We start from the raw sequence: 22,843 nt of genomic DNA on the forward strand, positions 1-22,843 counted from the left end.
GACTCGCGCCTGCGGCGCATGCGCTTCGACCGCTCGGAAGCGAGACGGCCGCGAACGGGCTCGTCTGGCTCGCCCTCGGGGTGGCTGGGAGCGTGGGGATGGAGCGTTCGGTCCCGGGTTTTGGCGGCCCGCGCTGGGTGTGTGCGCCCGCCCGTCGCCCGCGCGGTGTGCCCGCCGCGAATCGGGACGAACGCTAACGGGATTGCCCTCGGGGTGGCTGGGAGCGTGGGGATGGAGCGTTCGGTCCCGGGTTTTGGCGGCCGCGCCGGGTGTGCGCGCTCGCCCGTCACCCGCGCGGTGTCCCGCCGTCAATCGGGACGAACGCTAACGGGATCGGCCACGGGTGGCTGGGAGCGTGGGGATCGGCGGAGCGTCAGCGCAGGATCTTGCGGCCGATCGCGTACTTGTGAACTTCGGTGGGTCCGTCGTAGAGGCGGAAGGCGCGCATGTCGCGGAAGATCATTTCGACCACCGTCTCGTCGCTGATGCCGATGCCGCCGAGCACCTGCACGCAGCGGTCGGCGACCTTGAACAGCTCCTCCGAGACGTACGACTTCGCGATCGAGCTCTCGTGCCGTGCCTTCTCGCCCTGGTCCATCAGCCAGCAGGCGTGCCAGATGGTCAGGCGGCACTGGTGCAGCGCGATCTCGTTGTCCGCCAACATGAACGACACGCCCTCGTGTTCGCCGATCGGCTTGCCGAACGCGGTGCGGGTCTTGGCGTGCTGGATCGCGATGCTCTGCGCCCGTTCGGCCGCGCCGAGCCAGCGCATGCAGTGCGTGAGCCGGGCCGGAGCCAGCCGCAGCTGGGCGTAGCGCAGCGCCTGCCCGGCCTCCCCGAGCAGCGCCGACTTGGGTAGCACCAGATTGTCGAACCGCACGACGCCGTGCCCGGCGACATAGTTGCGGTCCATCGTGTTCATGGTGCGCTCGATGACGATGCCCGGCTGGTCGCCGTCGGTGAGGAACAGCGTGGGCCCCTCGGGCAGGTGCGGGTTGGCGGCAAGGCGGGCCATGATGATCCAGGTCTTGGCGCCGTTGGCACCGGTGATCAGCCATTTGCGGCCGTTGACGGTGAAGTTCTCGCCGTCGAAGACGGCCTCGGTGGCCAGCTGCGCCGGGTCGGAGCCTGCGCCGTCGGGTTCGGTCATCGCAAAGACCGAGCGCTGGTGTCCGTTGATCACCGGCATCAGGTAGCGGTCGATCTGCTCCCGGTTCGCGACCTTGGACAGCAGGAACATGTTGCCCTCGTCGGGCGCCGCGCAGTTCATCGCGACCGGGCCGAGGGTGGACCAGCCCGCCGCCTCGTAGATGACGGCCTGTTCGACGTGGCTGAGGCCGCGCCCGCCGAGCGCCTCGGGGGCCTGCACCGTCAGCAGCTTCTCCGCGCGGGCGAGTTCCACCAGCTCCTGGCGCAGTTCGTCGGTCGGTCCGTGCGCGGTCAGGCGCGGATCGCGCTCGAACGGGACGATTTTGTCGATCACGAACTGGCGGACGCGGTCGCGTTCGGCGGCGAGTTCGGCGGGAATCGAAAAGTCGATCATCGTTGGTCACCATTCGTTCGGCGGCGTGTGAGTCCGAGCATACGAAACCCGTCTCCTACGACTGAAGGCGGCTGCCATCACAGCCGCCCTCCAACGCGTTTCTTCGCGTCTACCTGCACTGACAGACCGTGTCGGCGCGATATCGGCGGCCTGTCAGCCGGGTCGCGCATCTTTGGCTCATCGAGAGCGCGGGCCCCCCACCGGCCCCGCCCCGCAAGACCGAAGAAACCGGATGAGGAGAACCGCCATGCTGACCATCGCCGCCATCGCCCAACTGCTGATCGCCGCCGCCTTCGTGAGCATCCCGCTGGTGCGCCACCGCTACGGCGCCGCCGCGAAGGCCGCCGCGGAGGCGGAACTGAACCGCCAGGGCGTCCGGCCCGGCGTACTCGCCGAACACGGCATGCGCTTCGACGCGGGCGGCCACGAGACCTGGGCGCCGCTGTCCATCGCGCTGGTCATGGCCGCGCTCGCCGGGCTGAACCTGGCGGCCAGCCCGTGGGGTCAGACGCTGACCTGGATCTGCCAGGCGCTCGTGCTGATCGTCAACGTCGTCATCCTCTACAGCAACCTGACCGCCGCCAAGAGCATCGAACACGCCTTCGCCAAGACCGGCGACCCGGAGCTCGCCCGCATCGACGTGCGCCGCTTCCTCGCGGCCGCCGAGGGCGCCTTCCCGCGCTGGGTGATGCCGTGGCTGCAGAACGCCCGCCACGCGATCGTCTTCGGCGGCTCGATCCTGGTACTCGTCGCCCTGCTCGTCGCCTGACGCACCTCGATCCGAAACCCGGTTTCGCATTGCGCGAGACCGGGTTCCGCCGTGTCGCGAACCTTTACCCGCCGCCGATCGCCCCGCCACCGCCTTCGCCGTTACAGTCGACGCACTGCGGCCGCCCCCAGTGCCTATCGCGGGCCACGGTGCGCCACCGCTGCCGTTCCCACACCCCCGCCATACGCTTCGCATAGGCACCGCCTCTGTGAGGCGTACGAAAAGTGTGTGATGTCAGAAATGGCGCGGGGTCTCCATTCGAAGAACGCAACAGCCACATGCCACGGCCGACCCGCACAACGCCCCACGCACCCCGCTCCCGACACCTCTGACAGTCTGGACGCCGTGCGTGTTGCTCTGCTCGGTCCGATTGCCGCCTTCGCCGACGACGGCTCCCCTCTCGATCTAGGTGGCGTACGCCTGCGAATGCTGCTGGCCAGGCTGGCGCTGGAGGCGGGACGGCCGGTATCGGTGGACGCGCTCGTCGACGGGCTCTGGGGTGAGCAGCCGCCCGCCGAGGCGGCCGGTGCGTTGCAGGCACTGGTTTCCAGGCTGCGCAAGGCATTACGCGGCGCGGGCACACTCGAACTCGGGCCCGGCGGTTACCGGCTGTCGGTGCGTCCGGAGGACGTGGACGCGCACCGCTTCGAATCCGCCGCCGCCGAGGCCCGTCGCGACCTGGCCGCGGGCAAGGTGGCGGCGGCGGGCGCCGCGCTGGCTGACGCCCTCGCGCTGTGGCGGGGCCCCGCGCTCGCCGATGTGCGTGACGCGCCCTTCGCCGATCTCGCGGTCGCGCGGCTCGAAGAGCTGAAAGCCGCTGTCGCCGAGGACAATTACGACGTCGAGCTACGGCTGGGCAGGCACGCCGACGTCCTCGCCGACCTGGAAGCGGCGGCCGCCGAACGCCCGCTCGCCGAGCGGCTGGCCGGGCTGCGCATGCGCGCGCTCTCGGCCGCGGGCCGCCAATCCGACGCGCTGGCCGTCTACGAACAGACTCGCGAGCGGCTCGGCGACGAACTCGGCGTCGATCCGTCCGCCGAACTGCGGGAGACCCACCTGGCTTTGCTGCGCGGTGAACTGGATCGCCCCGCGCCGCGGCCCGAGCCGATCGTGAACCGAATTCCGCTGCCGCTCACCAACTTCGTCGGACGGGAACGCGAACTGGCCCGCGTCGCCGAACTCCTCGACGCGGGACGTCTGGTCACGCTCGTCGGCCCAGGCGGGGCGGGCAAGACCCGGGTGGCGGTCGAAACCGTCACCCGGCACCGGTCTTACGGACGCGGCCGGGTCTGGTTCGTCCCGCTGGCCGGCGTGAGCACCCCGGAACAGCTGACCGACACGGTGGTCGGCGCGCTGGGCTCCTGGGATCTGCGGGTGTCCGACAACCGCGCTACCCAGCCGCTCACCGGACCCGACCGCATCGCCGAACTGCTGGACGTCGGCCCCGCGGTGCTGGTGCTCGACAACTGCGAGCATCTGATCGAGTCCGCCGCGGAACTGGCAGGCGGCCTTCTCGAAAGACTCCCGCAGCTGCGGATTCTCGCGACCAGCCGTGAGCCGCTCGCCATCGCCGGTGAGACGCTGTACCAACTTGGCCCGCTCGAATTACCCGGCGAGGCAGGAGAACTCGCCGATGCCGCCGCGGTGCGGCTGTTCCTCGACCGAGCGGTCGCGGCCCGGCCCGATTTCGCCCTGAACGCCGAGACGGCCGGGCCGGTCGTCGACATCTGCCGTCAGCTCGACGGTCTGCCGCTGGCGCTCGAGCTGGCGGCGGCCAAGCTGCGTTCGATGAGCGTCGAGCAGATCGCGCGCAGGCTCGATGATCGCTTCCGGCTGCTGACCTCGGGCAGCCGCACCGCCCAGCCGCGCCAGCGCACGCTGCTCGCCCTGGTGGCGTGGAGCTGGGACCTGCTCACCGAGCCGGAACGGACACTGGCCCGCAGACTCTCGCTGTTCCCCGGCGGCGCGACACTGGCGGCATTGGAGGAGATCTGCTCCGACGAGGCGCTGCCGAGCGAGGACGTGCTGTATGTGGCCGATGCGCTGGTAGAGAAGTCCGTCCTCACCGTCTCCGGCGATCCTGAGCCGCGCTATCGCATGCTCGCGACCATCCGCGCGTACGCGGCCGACCGGCTCGAGGAAACCGCTGACGACCTCGACGACCGCTTCGCCGAGCACTACCTGGCGCTCGCCGAGCGGCACGAGCCATTGCTGCGCACACGAGACCAGTTGCGCGCCATGGCGATTTTCGACGCAGAACACGAAAACCTGGTAACCGCACTGCGATCCACGCTCGACAGCGGTGACGGTCTGCGCGCATCGCGTTTCGTCGGCGCGCTGTTCTGGTACTGGGGCATCCGCGGCATGGGCACCCAGTTCGAGACCTTCCTCGCCGCCGTATTGCGCCTCGACGGCGCGCTGCCCGAGCGCGAGCGAACAGCGCTGCGGCTGATCCAGTTGCTCGCGGGCGCGCCGATTACGGAAAACGCTCAGGTCCACACGCTGATCGAGGACGGTGAAGCAGCGGGCGCGCTCGGCTTCCACCCGGCGCTGTTGCTCTGGGTCCCGCTGCTCGCCGCCTCGGCGGGCGCCGACGACCTCGGCACACGCGTGCTGGATCGTGCGCTGGCCGCATCGGATCCGTGGGTGCGGGCCTGCGGGCATTGGGCGCGGGATCACGTGTGGACAGAACAGGGCGATCGGCGCGTGGGGACCGACGACCGTGCCGCGGCGCTGCGCGGCTTCGCGGAGGTCGGCGATCGCTGGGGGCTCGGGATGGCGCTGCTTGCCGTCGGTCGCGATCACTCGCTGCGCGGCGAGCACGACGACGCCATCGCGGTGTTCGAGAAGGGCGTCGCGGTCAGCAGTGAACTCGGCGGGCAGGACGATCTGTTCCACTGCCGCGCCCGGCTCACCACCGAACGCATGCGCGCGGGCGACCTGGACGGCGCGCTGCGCGATATCGAAGCGATGCGACGCCAGTCCACCGAGCGAGGCCACCGGCGCAGCGCCGCGGAAGCCCTCTTCGCGCTCGCCGAATGCCACCGCCGCGCGGGCGACGTGCCCGCCGCCGAGCGCACGATCGACGAGCTCGCGGCGATCGCCGACCGCTTGGGCCTCCCGGACGCTATGGCCGCCGATCTCATCACCGCGGCCCGCCTGGCCAACCGCCTCGCCGAAGGCGACGCGACCGTGGCCCGCACGCTCCTGCCACGCGCCGCCGCGGGCCTGTTCGCCTGGGCCGACGCCGCCAACACCGCCCACGTCGCCGAACTCCTCGCCGAACTGCGCACGCTCGAGAACGCCCCCGAGGACGCCGCGGAAGCCCTCGGCCTCAGCGCGTCCCTCCGCGGCGACTTCGACAGGGGCGAACCCCGTCTCACCGCCCTGATCACCACCCTGACCGATCGTCTTGGCGCGGAAACCTACGAATCCGCCTACCGCCGCGGGGCAAGCCGCCCGGCTACCGAAGCCCTCGAGCGCCTACGAACGGCCGTCGGCCTCGCCGACAATTGATCCAGCCGGCGCATCTCGGATTTGCCGGAGACGGGTTAGAGCTCTCGCCTCGCTGGAGCTACCTGCCGCATCAGATCACCGGACCCGCGCGAGTTGCCTGCGACGGTTGCCCACGACCCGGCACACCACGTAGATCACGAACGAAATCGCCGTCACGAACGTCGACACCGGAACACCGGGCGCCAGGGACAGCAGGATGCCGCCGACCGCCGCGAGTTCCGCGAAGACGATCGCGAGCACCGTGGCGCGGGCCGGGTTGGCGGTGAGTTGGGCGGCGGCCGCGGCGGGGGTGATGAGCAGCGCGAGCACGAGCAGCGCGCCGACGATCTGGACGCCGAAGGCCGCGGTGATGCCGAGCAGCACTGCGAAGATCACCGCGAGGGAACGCACCGGAACACCGCGCGCCACCGCGACTTCCGGATCCGAGCTGGCGAAAAGCAGCGGCCGGTAGATCACCGCGAGCACGCCGAGCACCAGCACCGTGCAGGTGATGAGCAGCGTGAGGCCGCTGTATCCGACGCTGACCACCTGACCGGTCAGCAGCGAGAACTTGGATCCGGCGCGCTCCGGGCCGAGCCAGAGGAACAGCACCGAGAGTCCGAGGCCGAACGAGAGCACCACCGCAATCACCGAATCACGTTCTCGCGCACGGGTTCCGAGCACGCCGAACAGCACGGCGGCGACCACCGACCCGATGATCGCGCCGAGCCCGACCCCGATCCCGGCGAGCAACGCCGCGGCCGCTCCGGTGAGCGACAGCTCGCTGGTGCCGTGCACCGCGAACGACATCTGCCTGCTGATGATCAGCGGCCCGATCGCCCCGGCGAGCAGCCCGAGCAGGGCCGCCGCCAGCACCGCCTGCTGGACGAAGTCGTAGGAGAGCAGATCGGCCGTGGTGGACAGGTCGAACATCTTCGAGAAGACGTCGGCGAGTTTGCCGGTCACGCCAGCTCCTCGCTGACGCTCGGCTCCGGCGTGCCCGAGGCGGGCTGGCACATGATTCGCTCGCTCCGCTCACTCATGCGCGGACCCCTCTCGTATCGGGTTCGGCGTGGCAGTGCTGCGCGCCTGCCGCGCCGAGCGCGTCCATGGTGTCGCCGGTGCCGACCACCACCAGCCGCCCGCGGACCCGCAGCACGTCGACCTCGGTCCGGTACAGCTCGGAGAGCACCTCGGAGGTCATCACCTCGTCGGGCGCGCCGATCCGGAATTTGCCGTCCACCAGGTACAGCACCCGATCCACCAGCGGGAGAATCGGATTGATCTCGTGGGTCACGAAGAGCACCGCGGTGTCGTGGCCGCGCCTGCGCCGGTCGATGAGCTCGGCGACCAGCCGCTGGTTGGCCAGGTCGAGGCTCAGCAGCGGTTCGTCGCAGAGCAGCACCTTCGGGTCGCCGACCAGTGCTTGCGCCACCCGCAGGCGCTGCTGTTCGCCGCCGGACATGGATTCCAGTGGCGCGTTCGCGAACTTCTCCGCGCCGACCGCCGCGATGGCGGCGTCCACCTTGCGCCTGCGTTCGGCCCGCCCGCGCAGGCCGAGACCCCAGCGATGTCCGTCGACGCCGAGCCCGACCAGATCGACGCCGCGCAGCTGCACGCCCGCGTCGATCGTCTTCTGCTGCGGTATGTAGCCGATATCGGGATTGCCCGCCCGCGCGAGCGATCCGGCGACGAACGCCCGTCCGTCGCCGAGGGCGAGCTGGCCGAGCAACACCTTGAGCAGCGAGGTCTTGCCGGAGCCATTGGGGCCGAGCACGGCGATGAACTCGCCGGGAGCCACCTCGAGGTCGAGGCCCTGCCAGAGGGTACGGTCGCCGAACGAGAGCCGGGCGTCGTCGAGCCGGACGGCCGCCGTCCCGTCGACACCGGCGGGCCGCGGACGCACCTGTGCGGTGTGTTCGGTCAGCGCGGCTCCCTTGCTCGTGGACATCTCGATCAGCTGCTCGTCGATCAGTCCAGCGCTTCGGCCAGCGCTTCGGTGTTCTTGGTCTGCCACTGAATGTAATCCATTCCCTCGGGGAGGGTTTCGGTCACCTCGACGACGGCGACGCCGTTGGCCTCGGCCAGCTCGCGCAGGTCGCGGGTGATCTTGTCCTGGGTCTGCACGTTGTAGACGAGCGCGCGAACCTGCTTGCCGGTGAGCAGATCCCGGGTTTCCGCGACGGCCGCGGGCGCGGGATCGGTCTCCTGCTCGATGGCCTCCTGGAACTCGTGCGGGGTGCGGTCCTCCGCGCCGGCGGCGCGCAGCAGGTAGTACGCGAGCGGTTCGGTTTGCAGCACCGGCGTCTTCGGGTGCTGGGCGGCGAGCGTGCCGGTGGCCGCAGTGATCCCGGCCAGCTGCGACTTGAAGGCCGCGGCGCGGGCGATGTAGTCGGCGGCGTGCGCCGAGTCGATCTCGCCGAGCGCGCCCGCGATCTGGTCGGCGACCGTGCCGACCGTCGCCACGTCGTACCAGACGTGCTCGTTCTCTTCGCCCTTGTCGGCGCGGGACTCGAACGCGTCGACGGTCCGCTTGTCCTTGCCGGAAACGGCCTTCTCGATGAATTCGTCGTAGCCGCCGCCGTTGTAGACGACCAGGTCGGCGTCGCTGATCTTGGCCGATTCGACCGCCGAGGTCTCGTGCGAGTGCGGGTCGGCGGCGGGGTCGGTGATGATCGAGGTCACGGTCGCGTCGGGACCGGCGACGGTGGCGGCGATATCGCCCCACACATCGGTCGAGGCGACGACCTGCGGCTTACCCGAGTCGTCGGAGCTGCCGCACGCGGTCAACGTGATGGCGGTCGCCACCCCCACGGCGACACCGGCGAACTTCGAGACAATTCGGCTACTCACGCAAGCACTCCTGGCGATACGAACAGAGCAGGTGAGTGCTCCAGATCATAATGGAAATCGTTACCGTTTAACTTTATCAGCCCCGCGCAACCCGACCACCGCCCGGCCGCCGCCACACCGCTGCCGAAACCCACCCGGCAAACGTCGAGGCCCGCGAACCGGGTGGTCCGCGGGCCTCGACGGCCGGTCGGTGACCTCTAGACGAGCACCTCCACAGGCTGCGACAGCAGTTGCGCGCAGCGCAGCAGACCGAGGTGGCTGTAGGCCTGCGGGTGGTTGCCCAGCGATCGCTCGGCCACCGGGTCGTACTCCTCGCTGAGCAGCCCGGTCGGCCCCGCCACGTCGACCAGCTGGGCGAACAGTGCCTCGGCGTCCGAACGCTTGCCGATCAGCAGATACGCCTCGACCAGCCAGGCCGCGCAGAGATGGAATCCACCTTCTCCGCCGGGCAGGCCGTCGTCGTGGTGGTAGCGGTACACGGTCGACCCGCTGCGCAGCTCGGCCTCGGTCGCCACCACCGTCGCGGCGAAGCGCGGGTCGGAGGGATCGATCAGCCCGCTCAGGCCGATGTGCAGGGTGGCCGCGTCCAGGTCGATGCCGTCGTAGGCCGCGGTGAACGACTGAACCTCGTCGTTCCAGCCCTTGGTCTTGACCTCTTCGGCGATGGTGTCGCGCAGCTCGATCCACTCCGGGTCGATTCGGCGGTCGAACTTCTGCGCCAGCGTGAGCGCCCGGTCGACCGTCAGCCAGCCCATCACCTTCGAGTACACGTGGTGGCGCGGGTTGCCGCGGATCTCCCAGATGCCGTGGTCGGGCTCGGTCCAGCGGCGCGTCACCGCCGAGACCATGGCGCGCACCAGTTCCCAGTCGGCGTCCGGCAACGCCTTGGCCGGATCGGTGACGCCCTTGCGCTCGCGCGCGTGCGCCAGCGTCGCGATCAGGTCGACGATCGGTCCGAAGACGTCCAGCTGCACCTGCATGTTCGCCGCGTTGCCGACGCGCACCGGGCGCGACCCCGCGTAGCCGGGAAGCTGGTCGATGACGGCCTCGGGCGGCAGCGTCTCGCCGTAGATGGTGTACAGCGGGTGCAGACGCTCGGGCCCCGGCAGCGTCTCCAGCACGCGGTGCACCCAGCCGAGGAACTGCTCGGCCTCGGCGAGCGAGCCGAGCGAGACCAGCGCCTGCGCGGTGAGCGCGGCATCGCGCAGCCAGCAGTAGCGGTAGTCCCAGTTGCGGATGCCGCCGATGTCCTCGGGCAGCGAGGTGGTCGCCGCGGCGAGGATCGAGCCGGACGGCGCGTGCACCAGCCCGCGCAGGGTGAGCGCGGAGCGCTTCATCAGGTCCGGCTTCAGCGGCGGCAATTCCAGCGCGCTCGACCACTCCGACCAGTACCGCTGCGCCTCCCTGCGGCGCTCCGGCTCGCTGGTCATCGCGGGCGCGAGATCATGTGTGCCGCACCGCAGTTCCAGCACGATCGGGCCGCTCGCCGGGTCGACAACGGCGCGCGCGACATCGTGTGTTCCGTCGCTCTCGATCTCCCACCGGACACCAGGGGAGCGCAGCACCATCGGGTCGTTGGTGCCGCGCACCCGCAGACCCGCGGGATCGGGTTCGAGCGACACCGGCACCTGGCCGAATTCCGGCCGCGGCGCGAAGGTGACGACCGCCTTGGCCACGCCGGTGATCACCCGGGTCAGATCGGTCCGGTTCGGCGTCACGTCGTGCGGCAGGTAGTCGACGACTTGCAAACTGGCCCAGCGGGTTTCGACGGTCATGGTGCCGTCCACGTAGCGCTGCGACAGCGGCAGCCCCGGCCGCTCCGGCGCGACGGTGAAGTGACCGGCCTGCGGTCCGCCGAGCAGGTGCGCGAACACCGCGGCCGAATCCGGCTCCGGGTGGCAGAACCAGGTGACCGTGGCGTCGGGGGTGAGCAGCGCCACCGAGCGCGGGCTGGCCAGCATGGTCAGTCGCTCGATGCGCGGCGCGCTCGCGCCGGCCAGCCAGGTGCGTCGCTCCTCCAGCAGGAAGGCCAGCGCCCAGGAGACCGCCTCGGTGCTGTCCACCCGGTACTTGGCCAGGCTGTCGCCCTCGCCGACCTTGATGCCGACGTCAGGCCCGGAGAGCACGCGGAAGGCTTTCTCGTCGGTGACGTCGTCGCCGAAGAACACCGCCGCGGTCGCGCCCTCTTGGTGGCGAATGGTGTCGAGCGCGGCGCCCTTGTCGGTGGGGACGACGGCCAGCTCGATGACGGCCTTGCCCTCGGTGACCTGAACGCCGACCCAGCAGGCCGGGCCCTGGCGCACCGTGGTCAGCGCCCTGCGGCCGATCTCGGGACTGGCGTTGCGCACATGCAGCGCGACGCTGGCCGGCTTGATCTCGACGGTGACGCCGGGATTGCCCGCGGCGATCTGCGACAGCGAGTTCTGCACTTCCTGAAGCAGCTGTTTGGCGTCGTTGTCGATCGCGTGCACGAAGCCGACGTCGAACTCCGACCCATGGCTACCGATCAGTTGCACCTCGACCGGGAGCCGGGAGAGTGCCGCGAGGTCACGCAGCGCGCGGCCGGAGATGACGGCCGCCGTCGTTCCGGTGAGACCGGCGAGGGCGCGTAGCGCGCTCACCGACTCCCGATGCGGATACGCCTTGGTCGGATCGGACACGATCGGGGCCAGTGTCCCGTCGTAGTCCGACGCGACCAAGAGCCGTGGCTCGCGCGCAACCGTCGACAAAGCACGTCGAAGTTCCTTGGGCAGATCCTGTGCGCTCACGCATCCAACCTAGTGATCGGAGGAGTTGTTTCAGGGGCGGCCAAAACAATACTGTGTTGAATTCACCGCACCGCATTGCGCCGGTATGCGTGCGCACGATTGCAACCCGGTTATCGGGATATGCCCAGTTAACGCACAGGTAACCAGCAAGTAACTTTCCGCGGACGCGAGCGGGGTCGGGTCGCACGGCGATCACGAGGGGCGTCACGGCCGAGCCGTTTCCTTCCGGCGGATCGGCCGGATATGAGTCGCATTGTCGGACATGACGGTTCGCGGTCTGCTCCGCGTGCAGAGGCAAGCGCGGCATAACACCACGGTAGCCCGGTCGCGGGCAGTCTGCCCGTCGACCGGGCTACCCCCGATCCGATTCGGTTGACGCGGTTATCGCGTCCGGCTATTTCGCCGCTTGATCTCCGAGCAGCAGATCCACGGTCAGTTCGAGACGGTCTGTGACATCGGTCGCCGAAGCCCGTCGAGTGAGCCACGCCACCAGATTGGAAAGCCACACGTCACTGATGACGCGCGCAATGGCGAGTTGCCGCTCGGTCGGTTCTCCGTCGTTCATGGCGCGGGCGAAAACCCGATCCATCACCTTGCCGACCCGATCCACCTCGGCCGCCGCCGAGGCGTCGGCGAACATGAACGCGCGCGTCATGGCCTCGGTGAGCAGCGGGTCGCGCTGCATCATCCGGGTGATCTGGGTGAGCAGCAGGTGCATGCGCTCCTGCGGCGTCGCTCCGGCAAGCGGCTTGCGTTTGCCCTCGATCTGCTCGAACTCCCTGGCCAGCGCCGAGACCAGCAGGTGAACCTTGGAAGGGAAGTACCGGTAGAGGGTACCGACGGCCACGTCCGCGCGCTCGGCGACGGCGCGCATCTGCACCGCGTCGTATCCGCCCTTGGAGGCGAGCGCCAGCGTCGCGTCCAGGATGCGCTTGCGTCGCTCGCGCTGCGCGGCCGAGCTCAGATCGTCCTCGCTGAGCGTCGTGACGGTCGCTGGGCGGGCAGCGCTCGCGTCGGCGGGCTGCGATCGGGAGGGGCTGGCCATCGAAAAAGGTCCTTTCCTCGAACGTCGTAAGTCGGCCTGGCGCGCGGTGCTCACCGATGCGGATGGCCGTCTCTTGACTTCCGCACGGCAAGGATATTAGAACATGTTCTAGGTGTGGGAGTCACGCCGGAAAGGCGGGTTGGAGTGTGACCATCGCCACCACTGACGAGCATAAAGCCGTCCAGGAGTCGATGCGGGGCTGGGCCGGGTCGGTCCGTCCGATTGCAACAATGCGAGCCGAGCCGGTCGGATTCTGGCGCGCGTACTGGCCCGCGCTGGCCGAACTCGGGATCTTCCGTGTCGCGGTCGCCGAGGACGCGGGTGGTGCAGGCGGGTCGGTCGCCGATCTCGCCGTGTTGCTGGAGCAGGCGGCACACGATCTGGTGGGCGGACCGGTGCTCAGCACCGCCCTGGCCAACCTCGTCACCGCGGGCGCCCTCGCCGAGGACCAGCCGTGCGGTATCGCGCTCGACGTCGTTGTCGGTCCGGATGTTTCGCCCCGGACGGGTGTCAGCGTACCCGCCGGCGCGGGCGAGGTGTTGCTCACCGGTGTCTGGGACTTCGTGCTCGGTGCCGCCGCTGGAACCGCCGTCTTGCTTCCCGTCGACAGCCCGGACGGCCCGCGCTGGTGCTTGGTGCCGCCGGACACCGCGGGGCTGCGGATCGAGGAACTCGCCTCCGCCGACCCGAGCACCCCGCTGGCCCGCGTGCACTGCGCCGAGGTCGCGGTGCCGGCCGAGCGGATGTTCGCCTCCGCGTACCGCGTCGAAGACCTGCTCGTCGCGCTCGCCGCTGCTGAGCTCGCAGGGCTGGCGGGCTGGTGTCTCGACACCGCGGTCGAATACGCCAAGGTGCGTGAGCAATTCGGCCGCAAGATCGGTTCCTTCCAGGCGGTCAAACACATCTGCGCGTGGATGCTGTGCCGCACCGAACTGATCCGCTCGGTCGCGCTTGACGCCGCCGCTGCCGTCGACGAGGGCGGCGCCGAACTGCCGATCGCGGCCGCCATCGCCGCGGCCATCGCGCTGGACGCCGCGGTGGAGACCGCGAAGGACTGCATCCAGGTGCTCGGCGGCATCGGCTTCACCTGGGAACACGACGCCCACTTCTACCTGCGCAGGGCAACGGCGCTGCGCCAGCTGCTCGGCGGCTCGGCGCGCTGGCGGGCCAGGGTCACCGAACTGACGCGGTCGGGCATGCGCCGCACCACCGGCGCCGACCGGGTCTTCGCCGCCGAGGGCGTGGACGGTACGGCCGCCACCGACCTGGCCGCCGAGGTCGCCGCGATCGCGGCGCTTCCGGTGGACCAGCGGCGCGACGCACTGGTGGACGCGGGGCTGGCGATGCCGCACTGGCCTGCGCCTTACGGCCGCGGCGCCGATCCGATGACCGGGCTGGTGATTTCCGAGGAACTGCGCCGCGCCGGCCTCGCGGCACCCGACCTGGCCGTCGGCGGCTGGGCGGTCCCGACGCTGTTGCAGCACGGCACCCGAGAACAGATCGATCGCTTCGCCTGGCCGACGCTGCGCGGCGAGGTGGTGTGGTGCCAGCTGTTCAGCGAGCCGGGCGCGGGCTCCGACCTCGCCGCCCTGCGCACCACCGCCAAGCGGGTCGACGGCGGCTGGGTGCTGAACGGCCAGAAAGTCTGGACTTCGTTGGGCGACAAGGCGAACTGGGGCATCTGCCTGGCGCGCACCGACGCCGACGCGCCCAAGCATCGCGGCATCTCCTACTTCCTCGTCGACATGCGCAGCAAGGGACTCGAGGTCCGTCCGCTGGTGCAGATCACCGGTGAGGCGCGGTTCAGCGAGGTGTTCCTCGACGACGTCTTCGTCCCCGACGACTGCCTGGTCGGCGCGTTGAACAACGGCTGGAAGATCGCCCGCTCCACGCTGTCCACCGAACGAGTCGCCATGGGCGGCAACGGGATCGGGCCGGTGCTCGAGGAGCTCATCGCCAAGCTGCCCGCCACCGGGCCCGGCGCGGAGCTGAGGAACGACCGGCTCGGCGGCTTCGTCGCCGAGGCCATTGCCGGGCTGTTGCTCGAGCAGCGGGCCGCTGTCGCGATGCTGGCGGGCGCCGACCCCGGCGCGCAGAGTAGCGTGCGCAAGCTCGTGGGTGTGCGGCACCGCCAAGCGGTAGCGGAGTTCGCCGTGGAGGCGGCGGGACCGAACGGTGCGCAGGATTCCGACGAGGTAACCGAGTTCCTGCTCACGCGCTGTCTTTCCATCGCGGGAGGCACCGAGCAGATCCTGCTCACCGTGGCGGGTGAGCGGATTCTCGGGCTGCCTCGCGACGTGGACAGCTGAGCCAAGAAACCGGGAGAACAGCGTGGACTTCACCAGGGACGAGGGCCAAGACGCCGTCGCCGAAGTAGTAGTTAGCTTGCTGGAGCGCGAATCCGCTCGCGATATCGAGCTGTGGCCGAGCCTCGTCGACTCGGGCCTGCTCGCGGTCGCACTGCCGGAGCGCTTCGGCGGCGACGGTATGGGCCTACCGGAGATATCCGTGCTGCTCACCGAGCTGGCCACCGACGCGGTGGCGGTGCCCGCCCTGCCGACGCTGGGTTTCGGGCTGCTCGCGCTGCTGCCGGTGCTGCCCGACACGGTCGCCGAGCGGATCTGCCCCGAGATCGCCAAGGGCGCGGTGCTCACCGCCGCGCTCAGTGAGCCGGGCGCACCGTTCGCCGCGACACCGAAGACGACCGCGGTCGCCGAAGGGTCCGTCGTGCGCGTCAGTGGGCACAAGGTCGCGGTGCCCTATGCCGAGCAGGCGGGCTGGCTGCTGATCCCGACCGATTCCGGCATCGCGCTCGTCGACGGCGACGCCGCCGGGCTGACCCGCACTCCGTCGCCGTCCTCGGGTGGCCTACCCGAGGGCAGCGTCCTGCTGGACAACGTGGAGATCCCGGCCGAGCAGCTGCTCCCCGGCGATCTCGCGCAACTGCATCGGCTGGCCGTCGCGAGCATCGGCTCGGTCGCCGACGGACTGCTGAAGGGCGCGCTGGTGCTCACCGCCGAGCATCTGCGGGTGCGCCGCCAGTTCAACCGACCGCTGGCCGAATTCCAGGCGGTGGCCCAGCAGATCGCCGACCTGTACGTGGTTTCCCGCACCCTGCACGTCGCGGCCGTCTCGGCGAACTGGGCGCTTTCGCAGTCCGATACCGGTCCCGCGCACCTGGAGCGCGTCGATGACGACCTCGACGTGCTCGCCTACACCGTGGCCTCCGAGCTGCCAGCCGCCATGCAGAAGTGCCATCACCTGCACGGAGGTCTCGGCGTCGACGTGACCCATCCGATGCACCGCTACTACTCCCAGGCCAAGGACATCGCCCGCTGGCTCGGCGGCGCGTCGTTCCGTCTGGATCGCTTAGGAGCAAGATGTTCATCGATCTGACCGCCGAGCAGCGCGCGCTGCGCGACGAACTCCGCACCTACTTCGCCGATCTCGTCACTCCCGAGGAGGAGGCCGAGATGGCGGTGAACCGGCACGGCGACGCCTACCGCGCCGTCGTGCGGCGCATGGGCCGCGACGGTTGGCTCGGGGTCGGCTGGCCCAAGGAATACGGTGGGCAGGGTTTCGGGCCCGTCGAACAGCAGATCTTCTTCAACGAGGCGGTGCGGGCCGATGTCCCGCTACCGCTGGTGACGCTGCTGACCGTCGGCCCAACCTTGCAGACCTACGGCACCGACGCGCAGAAGCAGAAGTTCCTGCCCGGAATCCTTTCCGGCGACATCCATTTCGCGATCGGCTACTCCGAGCCGGAGGCGGGCACCGACCTGGCCTCGCTGCGTACCAGCGCCGTCCGTGACGCCTCCGGCGACTGGATCGTCAACGGGCAGAAGATCTTCACCACCGGCGCGCACGAGGCCGACTACGTCTGGCTGGCCTGCCGCACCGGCACGGCGGATTCGCGCCACCGCGGCATCACGATCCTGATCGTGGACACCGAGGACCCCGGCTACTCCTGGACGCCGATCATCACCTGCGACGGCGCCCACCACACCAACGCCACCTATTTCGACAACGTCCGCGTCCCGGCCGACATGCTGGTCGGCGAGGAGAACCGGGGCTGGCGGCTGATCACGACCCAGCTCAATCACGAGCGAGTGAGCCTCGGCCCGTCCGGCAAGATCGAACAGCTCTACGACCGGGTGCGCGACTGGGCGCGACCGCGCGGGCTGCTCGTCGAACCCGACGTGCAGCGCTCGCTGGGCCGCATGCACGCCATGGTCCGGCTGAACGAACTGCTGAACTGGCAGGTCGCGGCCGCCGACAAGAGCCCGGACGGTGACCAGTCGCAAGTCATCGCCGACGCTTCGGCCACCAAGGTGTTCTCCACCGAATCACTCCAGGAAGCGGGCCGCCTGGCCGAGGAGATCGTCGGCCGCCACGGCGATCCGGCCGAGCCCGCCACCGCCGAACTGCTCACCTGGCTGGACCGGCGCACCAAACAGAACCTCGTGGTGACCTTCGGCGGCGGTGTCAACGAGATCATGCGTGAGCTCGTCGCCACCGCCGGACTGAACCTGCCGCGAGTACCCCGATAGGAAGAAGGAGCCGCGTCGTGCCGGACACGTCAACGCCGGAAGCGATCGTCGCCGCCGCCGAGAAGATCATCGCGGCGGGCGAGTGCGCGCCGCGCCTCGCGCGCGACCCGGTGAATCAGCCGATGATCAACAACTGGGTCGAGGCCATCGGCGACACCAACCCCATCTACGTCGACGAGGCCGCTGCCCGCGCCGCGGGCCACCCAGGCATCGTCGCGCCGCCCGCCATGGCGCAGGTGTGGACCATGTTCGGGCTCAACGGTGTTCGCCCGGAGGACGATCCGATGGGCGCCACCACCGAACTGCTCGACGAGGCGGGCTTCACCTCGGTGGTCGGCACCAACTGCGAGCAGATCTACCACCGGTACCTGGTGCCCGGCGAACAGGTGAGCGTCACCAGCCGCCTGGAGAGCATCACGGGACCCAAGCGCACCGGGCTCGGCGACGGCTGGTTCGTCACCTTCCGAACCTCGTGGCGGGTGGGCGACGAGCTCGTCACCGAAATGCTTTTCCGCATCCTGAAATTCGCGCCGGGCACGGCCGCCGCCCCGGCGCAGCCCGCAGGCGAGCGGGTCAAGCCGCTGGTCTCGCACGACACCGAATTCTTCTGGGAAGGAACGAAGCTCGGTGAACTGCGGATCCAGAAGCTGCCGGACGGCACGCTGCGGCACCCGCCGATCCCCGCGCTGTGGCAGGACAAGTCCGAGCCGACCGAGTACGTGGTCGCCTCGGGGCGCGGCACGGTGTTCAGCTACGTCGTGCACCACGCGCCGAAAGTGCCAGGGCGGCAGCTGCCGTTCGTGGTCGCGCTGGTCGAATTGGAGGAGGGCGTGCGGATGCTCGGTGAGTTGCGCGGCATCGACCCGGCCGAGGTCGAGGTCGGCCTGCCGGTGCGGGTGGAGTTCGAGAAGCTCGACGACGAGGCGACTCTGCCGTATTGGACGGTGACCGAATGACGACAGCATCGCAAAGCGATTCGTTGAGGGGTGGTCTGGCGGCGGGTGGGGCCACCGCCGCGCAGGTCGGCGCGACGCTGCCGGAACTGGTCGTGCATGCCGACCCGACCTTCGTGATCAGCACGGCCATCGCCACCCGCGATTTCCAGGACGTGCACCACGACAGAGACAAGGCCGTCGCGCGCGGATCCAAGGACATCTTCGTCAACATCCTCACCGACACCGGTTTGGTGCAGCGCTTCGTCACCGACTGGGCGGGCCCGCGCGCCATCGTGAAGTCGATCGCGCTGCGCCTCGGGGTGCCGCTGTACGCGGGCGACACGCTGACCCTCACCGGCACGGTGAGCGCGGTCGACGACGAGGACATCCACATCGACGTCGTCGGGCGCGACAGCCTCGGCGACCACATCACGGCGAAAGTCGTCATCGCGCTGCGGGGTACGAATGACTGAGGCTCTGTCCGGACGCGCCGCCATCGTCGGCATCGGCGCCACCGATTTCTCCAAGGACTCCGGCCGCAGCGAGTTGCGACTGGCGGCCGAGGCCGTCACGGCGGCGCTCGCCGACGCGGGCCTGACGCCCGCCGACGTCGACGGGCTGACCACCTTCACGATGGACACCAACACCCAGGCGGCGGTCGCAAGGGCGACGGGAATTCCGCAGCTGAAGTTCTTCAGCCACATCGGGTACGGCGGCGGCGCGGCCTGCGCGACCGTGCAGCAGGCCGCCATGGCGGTGGCCACCGGCGTCGCCGACGTGGTGGTCGCCTATCGCGCCTTCAACGAGCGTTCGGTGTCGCGGTTCGGCCAGTTCTCCACGGCGCTGGCCACCGCACCGACCTCCTCGGGCATCGACGCGGGCTGGTCCTATCCGCAGGGTCTCGGCACGCCCGCCGCCCAGGTCGCCATGGTGGCGCGCCGCTACATGCACGTCTACGGCGCGACAAGCGCGGATTTCGGCCGGGTCGCCGTCGCCGACCGCAAGCACGCCGCGGTGAACCCGGACGCCTTCTTCTACGGCAAGCCGATCACCCTGGAAGACCACCAGAATTCGCGCTGGATCGCCGAACCGCTGCACCTGCTCGATTGCTGTCAGGAGTCCGACGGCGGCGTGGCCATCGTGGTGACGAGCGTGGAGCGGGCCCGCGACCTGCCGCAGCGTCCCGCGGTGATCGTCGGTGCCGCGCAGGGATCCGGCGCGGACCAGTACGTGATGACCAGCTACTACCGCGACGCCATGTCCGGCCTGCCGGAGATGGGCCTCGTCGGCGAACAGCTCTGGGCGCAAAGCGGATTGGGCCCGCAAGACATGCAGGCCGCGATCCTCTACGATCACTTCACCCCGTTCGTGCTCATGCAGCTCGAGGAGCTCGGATTCTGCGGTCGCGGCGAGGCCAAGGATTTCATCGCGGACGGCGCGATCGAACTCGGCGGCAGGCTGCCGCTCAACACGCACGGCGGCCAGCTGGGCGAGGCGTACATCCACGGCATGAACGGCATCGCCGAAGCGGTGCGCCAGATTCGCGGCACGTCGGTCAACCAGGTCGACGCGCTGCACAACATCGTGGTCACCGCGGGCACCGGCGTGCCGACCTCCGGTCTGGTGCTCAGCGCCAACTGATTCCGATCGATTCCGCCGAACGCGGGCACCGTCAGGTGCAGGTGGTTCGCCGGGATCGTCGCCTGCCGAGATGCCGGGGCTCCGGGGTCTCGCGTTCGCCGCGGCGACCGGGTTCGGGTGCGATATCGCTTCGCGTGTAGGTGTCTCGAGCCGCGGCGGCGATCGGGCTCGCGCCCGCGCCCGGTCTCCACCGCCGGTCGCCACGCGTAGGTTGGAGCGGCACGTCCGCGTGTGGGGCCCGCCGGTGTTCTGTGCTGTGGCGGCGGTTGGGTTGCGCCTGGGTGCGGTGTCGAGTCGCACGTACTGATCGGCATGGGTCCTACGCGGGCCTTTCGGTGTTCTGCGCTGCGGCGGCGGTTGGGTTGCGCCTGGGTGCGGTGTCGCGCTGCGCGTACCGGTCGGTGTGGGTGCTCTTGGCGGCTTCCGGTGTCCTGTGCTGCGGCGGCGATCGATTCGCGATCGCGCACGGTATCGACCCGCCGGTCGCCGCGCGTAGGTTGGAGCGGCACGTCCGCCGCCACGGGAGGAGCCTTATGACCGACCGGCACATCGTCGACGTCCATATCCTGCTTGTCCGCGCGGGCGAAGTGCTGTTGAGCAAGCGGCGCAGCGCGGACGAGTTCGACGGTCGCTGGCACCTGCCCGCGGGCAAGCTCGAGGCGGGGGAGTCGGCCACCGCGGCGACGGCTCGCGAGGCGATGGAGGAGATCGGCGTCGTCGTCGACCCCGCCGATCTGCGCCACATCCACACCGCGCACGTCGTCTCCCCTGGCCGCGAAGCCCGCCTCGGCCTCTTCTTCGAGGCCGTCACCTGGTCCGGCGAACCGGTCAACCGTGAACCCGACAAGTGCTACGAGCTGTCCTGGTTCCCTCTGACGGCGTTGCCCAAGAACCTCATCGAATACCCCGCCGCTGGCATCCGCGCCTACTTCACCGGCGCCACCTACTCCCAGCGCGGCTGGCCCGTCTAGCTCCCACACACGCTCCGCCCGCCTCACACAGGCGGTGCCTATGTGAGGCGTGCGAAAACTGTGTGGCCCCGGGACATGGCCTCGTCGCACTGAGCTGCCACCGGCCAGTCGCCATAGCCGTGTGCGTCGACCTCGCACGCCGTTTGCACACTTCGCACAGGTTGTACGGTCTGCGAGGCGTGCGGAAGGTCTGCGGAGCCGCGGCGGCCCAAGTCGCTTCGCGTACGGGGATGTGGCTGCGCAGGACCCGTAATCATCGGCCGCACACAGCTTCGACACGCTGCGCATAGTCGGTGCCTATGTGAAGCGTGCCGAGGGTGTGTGGGGCGGGTCAGGTGCGGAGATAGGGGGAGAGGAGGGTGGTCAGCTGCGTGATGCTGGCGGGGGTGCCGGGTGGGAGGTCGCTGCGGTTGCCCGCGAAGCGGTCGAAGACCGCGCCCTCCAGGACGGCGAGGAAGTCGGCGGCGGCGGTGTCTGGGTCGGAGAAGTTGTTGGCGCGGAACAGTTCCCGCGCGCCTTGTAGTGAGAAGAGGCTGTTGTTCAGCCGGGCGTGTAGTTCCGGGTCGCCGATCAGGTCGACTATCAGGGCGTGCCGGGCGATGAGATGGTCGCGGCGTTCGAGGAGGAGCCGGTCCAGCCAGATCGCGATGCCGTGGGCGATCGACGGAAGGTCGGCCGCGTCGGGTGGGGCGAATCCCGCTGCGACGAAATCGCTTCGGGAACGCGCGGAGATCCGGTCGGCGATCGCCTCGATCAGCGCGCGTTTGGTGCGGAAGTAATAGGAGGACGATCCGGGCGGCAGCTCGAGCGCCGTGTCCAGCGCGCGGTGCGTCAGCGCGCGAAGCCCGCTGCGGGCGATCAGTTCGATGGCCGCGTCGACGATCAGAGTGCGCCGGTCGGTTGTGGACATCGTCACCTTCCCTTGGTCGCGCCCCACTCCGTGCTCTACAACTGTAGAGGACTCTACACCTGTAGAGACGGGAGGCTCGGATGACCATCGAACTCGACGCGGATCAGCGCGCGGCCGCTGACCAGCTGGCTCGGCTGGTGGACGGACGCGGCCGTCCGGTCAAGGGCGCGCGCGGCGTCTACCTGCACGGCCGACCTGGCCGCGGCAAGACCATGCTGATGGACCGCTTCATCGCCACCGTCACCCCCGACCGCGTGAAGCGCTACCACTTCCACCGATTCTTCGCCGAATTGCACAGCGCCGCACACGAATCCGGCTCCATCGACACCGCGATAGAGCGCCTGCTCGGCGACGCCCGCCTGGTGTGCTTCGACGAATTCCACGTGCACGACATCGGTGACGCGATGCTCATCGCCCGCATGCTGGACGCGCTGTTCGCCCGCCGCATCGCGCTCGTCCTCACCTCGAACTACCCGCCCGAGCAGCTGCTGCCGAACCCGCTGTTCCACGACCGGTTCCTGCCGACCATCGCGCGCATCGTCGAGCGCCTCGACGTGATCTCGGTGGACGGACCCACCGACTACCGCGCCCTGCGCAAGCGCGACGCCACAGGGGGTTTCGCGGCCGGGCGTTACCTGATCGGCTGCCCGCCGACCGAGAGCGAAGCGGAGACGCCGGCCGCCCCCACCACTCGCACCGCCGCCGACGCGAGGATGGTCCCGGTCGGCGACGCCTGTGCGGCTGAGGCGATGACGGTCACGGGGGCCAGCGTGGCCGAGGCGTTCACGGCCCCGGTCGGCGATTTCGGCACGCGCGCGGCGGCCGCCGAGGCGAACGCCGTCCGCACCGCCCGCGCAGCCGGCATGCTCACGATCCCGATCGGCGACCGCACACTGCGGGTGCGCGCCGTCGACGGTGACGCGATCACTGTCGACTTCGCCGCGCTCTGCGGCACGGCAACCTCGGCCGCCGACTACGTGCGGCTGGCTCAGCGCTTCCGGCGCTGGACGATCGAGGACGTGCCCCGATTGCGCGAGGTGCCGCCGGACTGGGCGATGCGCCTGGTGAATCTCGTCGACGTGCTCTACGACGCCGATCTGGAGCTGACACTCTGCGCCGCCGCGCCGCTGCCGGAGCTGGTCGACGGCGTGGTCGGCGTCCCGGATATTTCGCGCACCGCCAGCCGCCTCTGTGAGATCTCACAGCCGGTGACCGCCGCGGCTTGGTAAGCGGGCCGACCTGCGGCGACTCGCCGATAACCGGGTTAAAAAGGAGGTGATCCGAAGTATTCGATTCCCTCCCGAGCGGACCGCTCGGCATGTAACTATGTGGCTGATTCGAGCAGTACTCATGGTTTGGTGGT

17 protein-coding genes are annotated in these 22,843 nt (G+C 69.7%); 10 read left to right on the forward strand and 7 right to left on the reverse strand.

The genetic code is table 11. The features are described from left to right. Nucleotides 1-373: 373 nt before the first annotated feature. Nucleotides 374-1,543 (reverse strand): acyl-CoA dehydrogenase family protein, encoded by a 1,170-nt coding sequence (locus tag AB0H50_RS34565; RefSeq protein ID WP_357461233.1) that lies wholly within the window; start codon nt 1,541-1,543, stop codon nt 374-376. A 247-nt stretch (nt 1,544-1,790) separates the two neighbouring features. On the opposite strand from AB0H50_RS34565, the gene AB0H50_RS34570 reads away from it, so the two are divergent. Together AB0H50_RS34570 and AB0H50_RS34575 are read left to right on the forward strand one after the other, a co-directional pair. Continuing rightward, on the forward strand, nt 1,791-2,312 hold the full coding sequence (locus tag AB0H50_RS34570) for a hypothetical protein (RefSeq protein WP_357461235.1): 522 nt from the start codon (nt 1,791-1,793) through the stop codon (nt 2,310-2,312). A 345-nt stretch (nt 2,313-2,657) separates the two neighbouring features. After that, a complete protein-coding gene (locus AB0H50_RS34575) occupies nt 2,658-5,828 on the forward strand; it encodes a BTAD domain-containing putative transcriptional regulator (protein WP_357461237.1) in 3,171 nt (1,056 codons plus the stop codon). Nucleotides 5,829-5,903: 75 nt separating this feature from the next. On the opposite strand, the gene AB0H50_RS34580 is transcribed toward AB0H50_RS34575, so the two are convergent. From AB0H50_RS34580 to kstR, 5 genes are all read right to left on the reverse strand, one after another. After that, nucleotides 5,904-6,740 carry a metal ABC transporter permease gene (locus AB0H50_RS34580; protein WP_357461363.1) on the reverse strand — a complete coding sequence of 279 codons (837 nt, stop codon included), beginning with the start codon at nt 6,738-6,740 and terminating at the stop codon, nt 5,904-5,906. Nucleotides 6,741-6,846: 106 nt separating this feature from the next. Next, complete coding sequence (locus AB0H50_RS34585) at nt 6,847-7,758, reverse strand: ATP-binding cassette domain-containing protein (RefSeq protein WP_357461239.1); 912 nt, start codon at nt 7,756-7,758, stop codon at nt 6,847-6,849. A 20-nt stretch (nt 7,759-7,778) separates the two neighbouring features. Beyond that, entirely contained in the window at nt 7,779-8,660 is an 882-nt protein-coding gene (locus AB0H50_RS34590; RefSeq protein ID WP_357461241.1) for a zinc ABC transporter substrate-binding protein, read from the reverse strand. Between the two features lie 197 nt (nt 8,661-8,857). Continuing rightward, complete coding sequence (gene otsB, locus AB0H50_RS34595; RefSeq protein WP_357461243.1) at nt 8,858-11,428, reverse strand: trehalose-phosphatase; 2,571 nt, start codon at nt 11,426-11,428, stop codon at nt 8,858-8,860. A 394-nt stretch (nt 11,429-11,822) separates the two neighbouring features. Beyond that, complete coding sequence (kstR, locus tag AB0H50_RS34600) at nt 11,823-12,473, reverse strand: cholesterol catabolism transcriptional regulator KstR (protein ID WP_357461244.1); 651 nt, start codon at nt 12,471-12,473, stop codon at nt 11,823-11,825. A gap of 146 nt (nt 12,474-12,619) precedes the next feature. Here kstR and AB0H50_RS34605 point away from each other — a divergent pair, with 146 nt between their 5' ends. The 7 genes from AB0H50_RS34605 (at nt 12,620) to AB0H50_RS34635 (ending at nt 20,570) form a co-directional block, all read left to right on the forward strand. Beyond that, a complete protein-coding gene (locus AB0H50_RS34605) occupies nt 12,620-14,782 on the forward strand; it encodes an acyl-CoA dehydrogenase (protein WP_357461246.1) in 2,163 nt (720 codons plus the stop codon). A 22-nt stretch (nt 14,783-14,804) separates the two neighbouring features. After that, nucleotides 14,805-15,869: an acyl-CoA dehydrogenase family protein gene (locus AB0H50_RS34610; protein WP_357461249.1), complete on the forward strand. Its 1,065-nt coding sequence runs from the start codon at nt 14,805-14,807 to the stop codon at nt 15,867-15,869. Beyond that, nucleotides 15,854-17,023 carry an acyl-CoA dehydrogenase family protein gene (locus AB0H50_RS34615; protein WP_357461252.1) on the forward strand — a complete coding sequence of 390 codons (1,170 nt, stop codon included), beginning with the start codon at nt 15,854-15,856 and terminating at the stop codon, nt 17,021-17,023. The genes AB0H50_RS34610 and AB0H50_RS34615 overlap by 16 nt, the downstream gene beginning before the upstream one ends. 17 nt (nt 17,024-17,040) lie before the next feature. Beyond that, nucleotides 17,041-17,979 carry an OB-fold domain-containing protein gene (locus AB0H50_RS34620; RefSeq protein WP_357461254.1) on the forward strand — a complete coding sequence of 313 codons (939 nt, stop codon included), beginning with the start codon at nt 17,041-17,043 and terminating at the stop codon, nt 17,977-17,979. After that, the gene (locus AB0H50_RS34625; protein ID WP_357461256.1) at nt 17,976-18,431 is read left to right on the forward strand and encodes a MaoC family dehydratase; all 456 of its coding nucleotides are present in this window, start codon (nt 17,976-17,978) and stop codon (nt 18,429-18,431) included. Before AB0H50_RS34620 ends, AB0H50_RS34625 begins: the two co-directional genes overlap by 4 nt. After that, nucleotides 18,424-19,599 (forward strand): lipid-transfer protein, encoded by a 1,176-nt coding sequence (locus tag AB0H50_RS34630; protein WP_357461259.1) that lies wholly within the window; start codon nt 18,424-18,426, stop codon nt 19,597-19,599. Before AB0H50_RS34625 ends, AB0H50_RS34630 begins: the two co-directional genes overlap by 8 nt. Before the next feature lie 533 nt (nt 19,600-20,132). Then, on the forward strand, nt 20,133-20,570 hold the full coding sequence (locus AB0H50_RS34635) for an NUDIX domain-containing protein (RefSeq protein ID WP_357461261.1): 438 nt from the start codon (nt 20,133-20,135) through the stop codon (nt 20,568-20,570). A gap of 331 nt (nt 20,571-20,901) precedes the next feature. On the opposite strand, the gene AB0H50_RS34640 is transcribed toward AB0H50_RS34635, so the two are convergent. Then, nucleotides 20,902-21,480, reverse strand: coding sequence for a TetR family transcriptional regulator (locus AB0H50_RS34640; protein WP_357461263.1), 579 nt, complete (start codon nt 21,478-21,480; stop codon nt 20,902-20,904). Nucleotides 21,481-21,560: 80 nt separating this feature from the next. Between AB0H50_RS34640 and zapE the strand changes: the two genes are divergently transcribed. After that, nucleotides 21,561-22,709, forward strand: coding sequence for a cell division protein ZapE (gene zapE / locus AB0H50_RS34645; protein ID WP_357461265.1), 1,149 nt, complete (start codon nt 21,561-21,563; stop codon nt 22,707-22,709). Nucleotides 22,710-22,843 lie beyond the last annotated feature (134 nt).

Source organism: Nocardia sp. NPDC050793 (genome assembly GCF_040654065.1).
Classification (GTDB): domain Bacteria; phylum Actinomycetota; class Actinomycetes; order Mycobacteriales; family Mycobacteriaceae; genus Nocardia.